Below are 10802 nucleotides of genomic sequence, written 5' to 3' on the forward strand. Positions count from 1 at the left end.
CGGGGTCTGGTGCGCACATCTGCCGCGTTGTCGTCACTCGCCGACGCTCCGCGTCGACTCCCTCCTCCGCCTTGCAGCTGCACGCACCAGACCCCGCTCACCGGCGCTGATGAAGTGCTGCCGATTTTCTGCGCCGTGATCCAAACGACAGGCCCAACCCCGGCCGGGGCCGGCGGCGCGCCGTGCCGAACGGCCGATTCCGCTCGCGCCGGGCGGGTACTCCGTCCGCCTGACGGCGTCGAGGGAGGAGGTCACGACATGAGTGGATCGGACGACCTGCCGGTCGTGCGCACACTCGCCGAACTCACCGAGCTGGTCGAACGGCACCAGGGCCTCTACGTCCGCTGGTCGCGCGGCCCGGGGACCGATCTCCGCGACGTGTCCAGCACCGACGACCTGACGGGCCTGTCCATGCCGGGCCTGTCCGCCAACCCGCTCGACGTCGAGGAGTGGTGGGAGGACCGGCCCGTCCGCGTGTGGGTGGCGCGCCGCCTGCACGACTACGCCCACCTGCCGCACGAGAAGGGGCCCGGTGTCCACCCCTGGGTGCTCGCGGGCAAGGAGACCGCACGCGGTCCCGACAACGAACCGCTGGTCACCGACGTCCGGCCGATGTGCCGGCTCGACCCACAGGTGATCGACGAGGCGAAGGCGGAGGTGGGCCGACAGGAGAACCCCTGGGGGACGCTGCGCCGCAGCTGACCCCCAGGGGCTCGGCGGGCCGAGCGGCCGCCCCGGGAACCGGCGTCAGCCGGAGCGGCGGCGGGCGGCCGCGCGACGCTTCAGCGCACGCCGTTCCGTCTCGCTGGTGCCGCCCCACACGCCGATGGACTGCCCCGTGTCCAGCGCCCACTGCAGGCACTCCTCCTGGACGGGGCAGCGCCGGCACACGGCCTTGGCCTGTTCCGTCTGCAGCAGGGCCGGGCCGGAGGTGCCGATCGGAAAGAAGAGCTCGGGGTCCTCGTGCCGGCAGGCAGCGTGGTCTCGCCAGTTGTCCATCGAAGTCACCTGCATCGCAGTAGAAACGTGCTCTTTCGGATGCTTACTCCTTTTCGGGTCACCTGTCGATGCCCGGTGAAACAGCGCCTTCCCGGACAACCGCTCACTGCTCGCGCATGCCCCAGGGGGAGCCGTACGCCGTCAGCAGGTCCAGGAACGGGCGGGCCGGGAACGCCTCCGGGCCGAGCACGCCCGCCCCCGACCAGGCGCCCGAAGCGAGGAGTTCGAGCGCGACCACGGGGTTGACGGCGGTCTGCCAGACCACGGCCTGGGAGCCGTACTCGGCCATGGACCACTCGTTGTCGACCACGTGGTACAGGTACACCTCGCGCGGCCGCCCGTCCTTCACACCCCGCACCCACGTGCCGGCGCAGGTCTTGCCCCGCATCCGTTCGCCCAGGGTCGCCGGGTCGGGCAGGCACGCGGCGACCACGTCCCGGGGCGAGACGTCCACCGGCCCGTCCGGCCCCGGCACGGTGACCGGGTCCGTGCGGTCCAGGCCCAGCAGGTGCAGCGTCTTCAGCGTCTCGACGAACTCCCGGCCCAGGCCGTACTTGAAGGTGACGCGGCGGGCGTCGACCCAGCGCGGCACGAGCAGCACCTCCTCGTGCTCCACGTTCACGCACTCGACGGGGCCGATGCCCTCGGGGAAGTCGAACACCTCGGGCTCGCTGAAGGGCTCGGTGGTGAACCAGCCCCGGCCGGCCTCGTAGACGACCGGCGGGTTGAGACACTCCTCGATGGTGGTCCAGATGCTGAAGGAGGGGGCGAAGCCGTAGCCGTCGACGGTCAGGTTCGCGCCGTCGCGGACGCCGATCTCCTCGATCTCGTCGAAGAGTTCGTCGGCGGCGTGGCGCGCGAACACGTCCGACAGGCCCGGCTCCACGCCCATGCCGACGAGGGCCAGGACGCCCTCCCGCTCCCACTGCGCCGCCTGCGCGAACTGCTCGTCGCCGAGCTTGACCCCGCACTGCTCGTACGGCCGCTCGGCATGCGGGCGGGACAGCGACATCGCCATGTCCAGGTAGGTGACTCCCGCGGCACGGGCCGCGCGGAACAGCGGCATCACGAAGCGGGGGTCGGTGGCGTTGAGGAGGACGTCGCAGCGGTGCCGCGCGAGCAGCCGGGCCACGGCCGCCTCGTCGCCCGCGTCGACCTCCTCCGCTGTGAAACGGGCGTCGCCGCCCAGCGCCGCGACCGCCGCCCCGGCCCGTGCCGGGTCGTGGTCGGCCACCACCATCGCCTCGAAGAACGGCCGCCGCGCCGCGATCCGGGTGATCGCGCCGCCCACGCCCCCGGCGCCCACGAGCAGTACACGCATGACAGAAACTCCCTCTTTGCGAAGAACGTGGCGCGCCCTTGGGGGAGATACAACGCCGCCCTCCGACATAAGGTCAATGGCGTTGGCATAAGGAGGGAGCCGTCGTGCCCAAGCCCGTGGTGCCCGAGGAGAAACGCCGCCGGCGCAGGCCCACCCGGAGCGGCACCGTGCTGTCCGAGCGGCTGATCGTCGAGACCGCGCTGCGCATGCTGCGCGAGCACGGCAGCGCCGGACTGACCGCCCGCCGGCTCGGCCTGGCCCTGGACGCCGACCCGAGCACGCTGTACCGGTACTTCCGGGGCATGGACGACCTGACGCTCGCCATCGGCGACGCCCTCATCGGCCAGGCCCTCGACGGCTGGCGGCGCACGGGGGAGTGGCGGGCGGACCTGCGCGCCTTCGGGCTGCGGGTCCACGCCGCGTACGTGGAGCACCCGCAGGCGGCGGTGCTCACCGCGAGCCGGGTCTCGGGCCGGGCCAACGAACTCGCCGCCGACGAGGCGGTCCTGGACGTCCTGCGCACCGCGGGCTTCCCGCTGCCGGAGGCGGTGCGGGTCTACCAGGCCTTCATCGACACGACCCTGGCCTTCGCCGCCCTCGACGCCGCCTCGCTGGCCCTGCCGAGCGCCTCGCTCCGGGCCGACGAGGAGATGTGGCGCTCGACCTACGCCCGCCTGCCGGCCGCCACCCACCCCCGCATCGCCGAGGCGGCACCGCTGCTCGCCACCCGCATGCTCACCAGCGCCTATCCGACAGCCCTGGAGATGTTGCTGGACAGCGCGGCGGCCCGGCTGGACGACAGTCCCGCGGCGTCAGGGCCGTAGCGCCTGGGCGGCGGTCGCCGTCACCGCCCGGGCCACCTGCTGGAGCGCGGGCGAGTCGAGCTTCCACTGCTGCCAGTACAGCGGGACGTCGGTCGCCCGGCCCCCGGCGAACGGGACGAGCCGGCCGCCGCGCAGCAGGGGCTCGGCCTGCGCCTCGGGCACCAGACCCCAGCCCAGTCCGGCCGCGACGGCCTCGGCGAAGCCCTCCGAGGTCGGCACGTAGTGCCGCAGCGCGCTCGCGTTGCTCCGCCCCCGGGTGAGCCGGCGGACGAAGTCGTCCTGGAAGTCGTCCCGCCGGTCGAAGGCCACCACGGGCGCACCGGGCAGCACCTCCTCCAGAGCGCCGCCGAGCCGGCGCGCGGCGAAGTCCGGCGCGGCCACCGGGAGGTAGCGCATCCGTCCGAGGGCCCGCACCGAACAGCCCGGCACCGGATCCGGTGACGAGGTCACCGCCGCCATCACCACCCCCTCCCGCAGCAGCGCCGCCGTGTGGTCCTCGTCCTCCCGGCGCAGCTCGAAGCAGAGCCGTGAGTCCTCCGGCACACGGCTGAGCACGGGCAGGAACCAGGTGGCCAGCGAGTCCGCGTTCACCGCCACCGACACCCGCGTCGGCTCCCCGGTGCCGCTCAGCCCGAGTTCCGCGTACGCGTCGTGCTCCAGCCGCGCCACCTGGCGGGCGAGCCGCACCAGCACCTCGCCGGACTCCGTCGGCCGCACCGGCTTGGTCCGCAGCAGCAGGACCCGTCCGGTGCGCTGCTCCAGGGCCTTCACGCGCTGGCTGACCGCCGACGGCGTCACGTGCAGCGCGGCCGCCGCCGCGTCGAACGTCCCCTCGTCCACGACCGCGAGCAGGGTCCGCACCTGATCCAGCGGCAGATCCGTCATCATCACGTGCGCTAATGATACGTAAGAATCTTTAGCTGTACGCGTTACGGCTTCCTCCGTAGCGTCGACGCCATGACCAGCACCTTCACCGCCGGGGCCGCGGGCTTCGGCACCGGCCTGTCCCTCATCGTCGCCATCGGCGCCCAGAACGCCTTCGTCCTGCGCCAGGGGATCCGCCGGCAGGCCGTCCTCGCCGTCGTCGGCATCTGCGCCCTGTCCGACGCCCTGCTCATCGCCCTCGGGGTCGGCGGGGTCGGAGCGGTGGTGGTGACCTGGCCGGGCGCCCTGACGGCGGTCGGGTGGATCGGCGGCGCGTTCCTGCTCGGCTACGGCGCGCTGGCCGCCCGCCGGGTGTTCCGGCCGGACGGCGGCGCGCTGCGCACGGAGGGGGAGGCGGCCGGATCGGTGCGCCGGGCCGTGCTGACCTGCCTGGCGATGACCTGGCTCAACCCGCACGTCTACCTCGACACCGTGTTCCTGCTCGGATCCGTCGCCGCCGACCACGGCCCGCTGCGCTGGACGTTCGGCCTCGGCGCCGTCCTGGCGAGCCTGTGCTGGTTCACCGCCCTGGGCTTCGGCGCGCGGATGCTCGGCCGGTTCCTCGCCAAGCCCGCCGCCTGGCGTCTCCTGGACGGTCTGGTCGCCGCCACCATGATCGTGCTCGGGGCCCTGCTGATCGCCGGAAGCTGAAAACGGTCGCCCGGCGAGGGGCGGTTGGTGCGATAGTGATTCCCGCCTGAAAGGTGTAGCGAGCATCGAGAGAATGGCGGCGCGTGGACACGAGCGAGAGCACGACCGGACAGCGGGATCCCGAGGCGGAGCCGCCCCGGCGGCGCGGCTGGCGCCGCTGGGCCATGGACACCCGCCCGCTGCGCCGCCCCGCCTACCGCAGGCTGTGGGTCTCCACGATCGTCACGGCGGTCGGCAGCCAGCTCACCGCCGTCGCCGTGCCCAAGCAGATCTACGACATCACCGGCTCCTCGGCGTGGGTGGGCGCGGCGAGCATGGCGGGCCTGGTGCCCCTGATCGTGTTCGCGCTGTGGGGCGGTGCCATCGCCGACACCATGGACCGCCGCAAGCTGCTGCTGATCACCAACAGCGGCATCGCCGTCACCTCGCTGCTGTTCTGGCTCCAGGCCTTCGCCGGTCTGGAGTCGGTGGCCGCGCTCATGGTCCTGCTCGCGCTGCAGCAGGCCTTCTGGGGCCTGAACGCACCGGCCCGCAACGCCTCCATCGCCCGGCTGGTCCCCGAGCACGAACTGCCCGCGGCCAACGCCCTCGGCTCGACCGTCATGCAGACCGGCCAGGTGGCCGGCCCCCTGCTCGCCGGCGCCCTCATCCCCGTCGTCGGTCTGCCCGAGCTGTACCTCATCGACGCCCTGGCGCTGTGCGTCACGGTGTGGGCGGTGTACCGGCTGCCCTCCCTGCCGCCCCTGGCCGGCACGGCGCTCCGCCGCGCGGGCGTGAAGGAGATCGCGGCCGGTTTCCGCTACATCTCCGGGCACACCGTGCTGCTGCTGTCGTTCCTCGCCGACATCGTCGCCATGGTCCTCGGCATGCCCCGCGCCCTGTTCCCGCAGCTCGCCGCCCAGACCTACGCCCCGTACGGCGAAGGGCTCGCGCTGGGCCTGCTGTTCGCGGCCATCCCCATCGGCGCGGTGCTCGGCGGGCTGTTCTCCGGCACCTTCTCCCGGGCCCGGCGGCACGGCTGGATGGTCATCGGGGCGGTCGTCGTCTGGGGCGTGGCCATCACCGGCTTCGGACTGAGCGGCAGCCTGTGGGTCGCGGTGGCGTTCCTCGTCGTCGCCGGCGTGGCCGACATGGTCTCGATGGTCTTCCGCGGGGCGATCCTGCTGTCCGCCGCGACCGACGAGATGCGCGGGCGCATGCAGGGCGTCTTCACCGTCGTCGTGGCGGGCGGCCCGCGCCTCGCCGACGTGCTGCACGGCACCGCGGGCTCCGCCTTCGGCCCCCGCACCGCCGTCGCCGGCGGCGGACTGCTGGTCGTCCTCGTGATGCTGGCCCTGGCCGCCGCCGTACCGGCGCTGCGCCGCTACCGCGTCTGAGACCTCACAGCGCCCCGCGCCGGTGCAGCGTGTACTGCTCCATCAGCTTGCCCCGGGTCATCTCCAGCCGGTGCGCGAGCACCTCGGCGACGTTGCGCACCAGCAGCAGCCCCAGCTGCGGATCCTCCTCGCACAGCCCCAGCACCGCCCCCGCGTCGAACTCGTAGGCCCGGACCGGACTGAACGCCACCGCGCCGAAGTCCCAGGTGTAGGGCGGGAACAGCCAGGACCAGCCGAGCAGGTCGCCGGCGCCCAGGTTGGCCACGGTCACCCGTTGCAGCGAGTTGACCTGCTGGTCCAGGGAGACGGCGCCGGAGCGGATGACCCAGAAACGGTCGGCCGTGCCGCCCGCCTCGAAGATCCGGGCGTCCTCGGCGAAGGACACCTCCCGGCTGAGCGTCATCAGGCGCTGGCGCTGGGGCGGAGGCAGGGCGGTCAGGAGTTTGATCGCTTTGGTCATGACGCGGAGCCTTTCGCCGGGCGGTCGACTACCGGTGCTTTCCCTACGCCCATTTCAGCGGCTGGCGGGCCCCCGGGCACCTCGGCGTGCACGACTTTCTCGAGGCATGAAAAAGCCCTGGCTGGACGGGGGAAGCCAGCCAGGGCCGTAAGCGGTGGTGTACGGAGGATGGCGGTCGACTCCGTCACCACGTATGAATGAACCGTAAACCATCCCCACCGGGCCACGAGAGACGGAAACCGGTTGCGTGACCTGTTTCACTTCGGTGTCACGGCGTCTCCTCCGCGACCACCCGGACCGTCTCCAACTCCGGGTCCGTCGGGTCGGGGAGGTGCATGCCCGCCTCCAGCCCCGTGCGCAGATACGCCAGCACCGGCTCGGTGAGGCGCTCGCCGGGAAGCACGGCCGGGATGCCCGGGGGATACGGCGTGATCATCTCCGCCGCGACGCGTCCCGCCGCCCGTCCCACCGGCACGTCCTCGGCGGGGCCGAAGAACGCGTCCCGGGGCAGCACCGCCTGCTCCATCCGCAGCTCCGCCGGCGACGGCACCGCCACCCGCGGCGCCCGGGGCAGGTCCCGCGCGACACGCGCCAGGTCCCGCAGCGCCTCCAGCAGCTCCCCGGTCGTCTCCCGGTCGTCGCCATGGGTGATCTGCGCGCCGATGCGGCGGTGGTCCACCAGATGCGCGTCGATGTGCCGGTGCTCGCGCAGCCAGTCCGCCGCCTGGAAGCCCGTGATGTCCAGCCCGGTGAGGTCGATGACCCCGGGCAGCGGGTCCAGGTCGTCGGCCAGGGACGGTCCGCAGAAGTCGTCCCGTCCGTTGACGTGCAGCCCGTCGATCCCCTCGATGGCGGCCCGGACCTCGGCCGCGAGGTCCAGCGCCCCGCCCATCAGCTCCTTGCCGTGCAGCGCCATCTGCCGCCGCCAGCCGTCCAGGCCCGCGAAGATCAGCGACGACGGACTGGTGGTGCCCAGCAGGTCCGCCCGCATCCCCAGCAGCGCCGGCGGGACCAGGTCGCCCTGGAGATGGAAGACGGAGCCCTGCTCCAGGCCGCTGCCCATCTTGTGGATGCTGGTCACACAGATGTCCGCGCCCGCGTCCATCGCCCAGGACGGCAGATCGGGATGGAACGGCAGGTGCGCGCCCCAGGCCTCGTCCACGATCAGCGGGCGCGAGCGCCGGTGGCACACCTCGGCCACCGCCCGCAGATCCGCGCAGCCGCCGTACGGCGTCGGGCTCGTGATCAGCGCGCCCCGCGCGTCCGGATGGGCCTCGAAGGCCCGGTCGAAGTCCGCGGCGGACGGCGGATGGGCCAGATGCCGCTCGGCGTCCCAGCGGGGCTCGACCCAGACCGGCTCGATGCCGGAGATGATCAGCCCCGCCACCACCGACTTGTGCGCGTCACGCCCGATCAGCAGCTTCTCGTGCGGCCCCGCCACCGACAGCATCGCCGCCTTCACCGACAGGGAACTGCCGCACGTGCTGAAGAACGTGTGCTCCGCGTGCACCGCGTCGGCCATCAGCTCCTGCGCCCGCTGCAGCACCCGGCCCCGGGTGAGCCGGTCGTCCAGACCGCCCGAGGCCAGCACGTCCCCCAGGAACACCGCGTCACCGAGGACCTCGCGGACCTCCGGGTCGGCGCCGCGGGCCTGCTTGTGCCCCGGCGGCGTGAACGACAGATGCCCCTTGCGGCGGTACGCCTCCAGGGCTTCCAGAACCGGTGCTCGGGTGTGGTCGACTGTCATGCGCACCGGGTTCCCGGCACCGGCCCCCGCAATCAGCCCGGACCACGCCCCGGCGTGGTCGTGCCCGGGGCGCGGTCCGTGCATGGTCGTGCCCGGTCAACCCTCGGCGGTGTGTTTGCCCGGGGTGAGGATCTCGTCCAGCACGGTCAGCACCGCCTCGTAGGACATCCGCCGCACCGTCGCGTCCCGGGCGCCCTGCGGATCGGTCGCCCCCAGCTCCTCGCTCCTGCTCCGCCATGCCCGCTCCTCGCGCACCGCGCAGGCCCTCGCGCGCTGGATGCGCCGCAGCAGTTCATCGGAATCCACCACATCCATCATGCGCTCCGCGTACCCCGCCGCCGCGCGGAGATGGCACCGACTCACGGCCGTTCGAGGTGTTTTCACGGCTTCGGCGCCCGCCGGAGGTTTGCAGGTGCGGGGAGAGGTCAGCCGAAAGGGGAGACCCGCGGCGCTCGCGCGGTGCGCGCCCCGAACGCCGCGGCAGGTTGAGGAAGCAGCGGGTCCGCGGGCCCAGGCGTGCCCGTGCGGGCGGCCGCGGAACGCGCTCGGGATCCGGCTTCCGTCTTCACTGACCAGGGAGCTGCAGGATGTGCGAGGAGCACATGATCGAATCCGTATTCGAGCCGCCCGGCGCGAACCGCGCCCGGCCGCGCAAACCCGCCGAGGCGCGCCGGGCCGTGGAGCGCGCCGTGGCCGAACGCTGCCGCGCCACCCACACGCCGTGCGACGCGGACGCCCTGTCCGACGCGCTGCTCGTCGCCTCGGAGCTGACCACCAACGCGATCCTGCACGGCGGCGGCGTCACCGACTTCCAGGTGGACATCGACGGCCCCGGCGTGCGCGTCTCGGTGAGCGACCGCAGTGACGAACTGCCCGTGACACCACCCCGTACCGATCCGCACGGACGGCTGCGGCACGGCGGCCACGGCTGGCCCATCGTCTGCCGGCTCTCCCGCGACGTCCGCGTGTCGGACCTGCCCGCCGGCGGCAAGTGCATCACCGCCGTCGTACCCCTGTCCTGAGCAGCCGTGCCACGCCTCCCGGCAGATTGCACAGCAAAGCGGAGTTTGTTCCACCGGTGGCAGGGCAGACGCAGTTTCGTGCTTCGGACCGGAGGCGCGCCAGCGGGAGCGGTATGACTGCCCCGGAGGCCGTCGAGGCGATCCGGGCGTGACCCTCCCGCGGTAAGTCCCTGAAACGACCGTTCAGGAGCGAATCCGCATGCTCATCGAAACGCCCACCAACCGTCCCGGCACGCCCGAAACGCCGACCACCGCCCCGCGGCGGCGTCACGACGACGCCCCCGACACCGCGGCGCTCTTCGCCCGGATGGCGGAGCTGGAGGAGGGGCCCGAGCGGGAAGCCGTCCGCGACGAGCTCGTCACGCTGTGGCTCCCCATGGCCCACCGCATCGCCGGCCGCTTCCGCGACCGCGGGGAGTCCATCGAGGACCTCCGTCAGGTGGCCGCCCTGGGACTCGTCAAGGCCATCGACCGGTTCGACCCGAGCCGGGGTGCCTTCGAGAGCTACGCCGTGCCCACCATCACCGGCGAGGTCAAGCGGCACTTCCGGGACCGCATGTGGGCCCTGCGAGTCCCCCGCCGGGTGCAGGAACTGCGCAACAAGGTGCGGGTGGCACGCCGTGAACTCACCCAGAACCCGGGCAGCCCCGAGCCCTCCGTGGCGGACATCGCCGCCCACACCGGCCTGACCGAGGAAGAGGTCGGCGCCGGACTGGAGGCCCTGGACAGCTTCAGCACCCTGTCGCTGGACGCCGAGCTCTCGGCCGACGACGACGGCTACAGCCTCGCGGACACCCTCGGCGCGGCGGACTCGTCCTACGACGTCGTCGTCGACCGCGAGTCCGCCAAGGAGGGCCTGCGCCGCCTGCCGGAACGCGAGCGGGCCATCCTCTACATGCGGTTCTTCGAGGACATGACCCAGAGCCGCATCGCCGACCGCCTCGGTATCTCCCAGATGCACGTCTCCCGCCTCATCAGCCGCAGCTGCGCCCGCGTGCGCGACGAGGTCCTGGGGCAGCAGCGGACGGGCAACCGGGGCACCGGCGGCACCTCCACGACGGCCTGACCACCCGAACCACGAGGAGCGAACGACATGCTGAGGCCCCATCCAGCCGTGCTGCGCCGCCTGGTCGACGAGTACGAGGCGCTGACGGCCGCCGAGGCCGCGCGCGGACCGGCCGAGCCGAACCCGCGGGCGCGCGACCTGGCGTACACGCTGTGCGTGTCCACCGGCACCCGGGACGTCAGGCGCGCCCTGGAGGCAGCGCACCAGTGGCTCGCGGCCGCACCCGCACCGGCCGGCGAGACCGCTGTCCTGGCCGGCGCACCGCACGTCCCGGTCACGGAGAACGCCTGACCGGAGTGTGTCCCCGGCGCGACGGGGAAGGCGCGAGGCGAACCAGGGCCCGGGGCGGCGGCGGGGGCCGGCGAGCCCCGGCGCGCGGTGGAAGACGGCCCCCCATGACGGCACTAGAGAA

13 protein-coding genes are annotated in these 10802 nt (G+C 73.0%); 7 read left to right on the plus strand and 6 right to left on the minus strand.

Features of this window, described 5'->3' with window-relative positions:
* Positions 1-258 precede the first annotated feature (258 nt).
* Entirely contained in the window at positions 259-702 is a 444-nt protein-coding gene (locus ABZ948_RS39610) for a DUF6098 family protein (RefSeq protein WP_359767980.1), read from the plus strand.
* A gap of 45 nt (positions 703-747) precedes the next feature.
* Here ABZ948_RS39610 and ABZ948_RS39615 read toward each other — a convergent pair whose 3' ends face one another.
* Together ABZ948_RS39615 and ABZ948_RS39620 are read right to left on the minus strand one after the other, a co-directional pair.
* On the minus strand, positions 748-999 hold the full coding sequence (locus ABZ948_RS39615) for a WhiB family transcriptional regulator (protein WP_359767981.1): 252 nt from the start codon (positions 997-999) through the stop codon (positions 748-750).
* A 103-nt stretch (positions 1000-1102) separates the two neighbouring features.
* Positions 1103-2320 (minus strand): saccharopine dehydrogenase family protein, encoded by a 1218-nt coding sequence (locus tag ABZ948_RS39620; protein ID WP_359767982.1) that lies wholly within the window; start codon positions 2318-2320, stop codon positions 1103-1105.
* 104 nt (positions 2321-2424) lie between these two features.
* Here ABZ948_RS39620 and ABZ948_RS39625 point away from each other — a divergent pair, with 104 nt between their 5' ends.
* The gene (locus ABZ948_RS39625; protein ID WP_359767983.1) at positions 2425-3144 is read left to right on the plus strand and encodes a TetR/AcrR family transcriptional regulator; all 720 of its coding nucleotides are present in this window, start codon (positions 2425-2427) and stop codon (positions 3142-3144) included.
* Here the strand turns inward: ABZ948_RS39625 and ABZ948_RS39630 are convergent.
* Positions 3133-4032, minus strand: a complete 900-nt coding sequence (locus ABZ948_RS39630; protein ID WP_359767992.1) for a LysR family transcriptional regulator ArgP — start codon at positions 4030-4032, stop codon at positions 3133-3135. The two genes, ABZ948_RS39625 and ABZ948_RS39630, sit on opposite strands and share 12 nt — an antisense overlap.
* Before the next feature lie 69 nt (positions 4033-4101).
* Between ABZ948_RS39630 and ABZ948_RS39635 the strand changes: the two genes are divergently transcribed.
* Together ABZ948_RS39635 and ABZ948_RS39640 are read left to right on the plus strand one after the other, a co-directional pair.
* Positions 4102-4719: a LysE/ArgO family amino acid transporter gene (locus tag ABZ948_RS39635; protein WP_359767984.1), complete on the plus strand. Its 618-nt coding sequence runs from the start codon at positions 4102-4104 to the stop codon at positions 4717-4719.
* An 83-nt stretch (positions 4720-4802) separates the two neighbouring features.
* Positions 4803-6095 carry an MFS transporter gene (locus ABZ948_RS39640; RefSeq protein ID WP_359767985.1) on the plus strand — a complete coding sequence of 431 codons (1293 nt, stop codon included), beginning with the start codon at positions 4803-4805 and terminating at the stop codon, positions 6093-6095.
* Between the two features lie 4 nt (positions 6096-6099).
* Here ABZ948_RS39640 and ABZ948_RS39645 read toward each other — a convergent pair whose 3' ends face one another.
* The 3 genes from ABZ948_RS39645 to ABZ948_RS39655 form a co-directional block, all read right to left on the minus strand.
* Positions 6100-6555, minus strand: a complete 456-nt coding sequence (locus ABZ948_RS39645) for a cyclic nucleotide-binding domain-containing protein (protein ID WP_359767986.1) — start codon at positions 6553-6555, stop codon at positions 6100-6102.
* A 268-nt stretch (positions 6556-6823) separates the two neighbouring features.
* Positions 6824-8302, minus strand: coding sequence for an aminotransferase class I/II-fold pyridoxal phosphate-dependent enzyme (locus ABZ948_RS39650; RefSeq protein ID WP_359767987.1), 1479 nt, complete (start codon positions 8300-8302; stop codon positions 6824-6826).
* A 96-nt stretch (positions 8303-8398) separates the two neighbouring features.
* Positions 8399-8620, minus strand: coding sequence for a hypothetical protein (locus tag ABZ948_RS39655; protein WP_359767988.1), 222 nt, complete (start codon positions 8618-8620; stop codon positions 8399-8401).
* Between the two features lie 269 nt (positions 8621-8889).
* On the opposite strand from ABZ948_RS39655, the gene ABZ948_RS39660 reads away from it, so the two are divergent.
* The 3 genes from ABZ948_RS39660 (at position 8890) to ABZ948_RS39670 (ending at position 10681) form a co-directional block, all read left to right on the plus strand.
* The gene (locus ABZ948_RS39660; protein WP_359767989.1) at positions 8890-9324 is read left to right on the plus strand and encodes an ATP-binding protein; all 435 of its coding nucleotides are present in this window, start codon (positions 8890-8892) and stop codon (positions 9322-9324) included.
* A 199-nt stretch (positions 9325-9523) separates the two neighbouring features.
* Positions 9524-10390: an RNA polymerase sigma factor SigF gene (locus ABZ948_RS39665; RefSeq protein WP_359767990.1), complete on the plus strand. Its 867-nt coding sequence runs from the start codon at positions 9524-9526 to the stop codon at positions 10388-10390.
* 27 nt (positions 10391-10417) lie between these two features.
* Positions 10418-10681: a DUF5133 domain-containing protein gene (locus tag ABZ948_RS39670; protein WP_359767991.1), complete on the plus strand. Its 264-nt coding sequence runs from the start codon at positions 10418-10420 to the stop codon at positions 10679-10681.
* The last annotated feature ends 121 nt before the right edge of the window (positions 10682-10802 follow it).

Origin of the sequence: Streptomyces olindensis (assembly GCF_040645895.1) — a bacterium.
GTDB lineage: Bacteria > Actinomycetota > Actinomycetes > Streptomycetales > Streptomycetaceae > Streptomyces > Streptomyces olindensis.

Bases quoted from the DNA above. Each gene is read 5' to 3' on its own strand.
- ABZ948_RS39610 (WP_359767980.1), top strand. From the start codon at position 259: ATGAGTGGATCGGACGACCTGCCGGTCGTGCGCACACTCGCCGAACTC.
- ABZ948_RS39615 (WP_359767981.1), bottom strand. From the start codon at position 999: ATGGACAACTGGCGAGACCACGCTGCCTGCCGGCACGAGGACCCCGAG.
- ABZ948_RS39620 (WP_359767982.1), bottom strand. From the start codon at position 2,320: ATGCGTGTACTGCTCGTGGGCGCCGGGGGCGTGGGCGGCGCGATCACC.
- ABZ948_RS39630 (WP_359767992.1), bottom strand. From the start codon at position 4,032: ATGATGACGGATCTGCCGCTGGATCAGGTGCGGACCCTGCTCGCGGTC.
- ABZ948_RS39635 (WP_359767984.1), top strand. From the start codon at position 4,102: ATGACCAGCACCTTCACCGCCGGGGCCGCGGGCTTCGGCACCGGCCTG.
- ABZ948_RS39645 (WP_359767986.1), bottom strand. From the start codon at position 6,555: ATGACCAAAGCGATCAAACTCCTGACCGCCCTGCCTCCGCCCCAGCGC.
- ABZ948_RS39650 (WP_359767987.1), bottom strand. From the start codon at position 8,302: ATGACAGTCGACCACACCCGAGCACCGGTTCTGGAAGCCCTGGAGGCG.
- ABZ948_RS39655 (WP_359767988.1), bottom strand. From the start codon at position 8,620: ATGATGGATGTGGTGGATTCCGATGAACTGCTGCGGCGCATCCAGCGC.
- ABZ948_RS39660 (WP_359767989.1), top strand. From the start codon at position 8,890: ATGTGCGAGGAGCACATGATCGAATCCGTATTCGAGCCGCCCGGCGCG.
- ABZ948_RS39665 (WP_359767990.1), top strand. From the start codon at position 9,524: ATGCTCATCGAAACGCCCACCAACCGTCCCGGCACGCCCGAAACGCCG.
- ABZ948_RS39670 (WP_359767991.1), top strand. From the start codon at position 10,418: ATGCTGAGGCCCCATCCAGCCGTGCTGCGCCGCCTGGTCGACGAGTAC.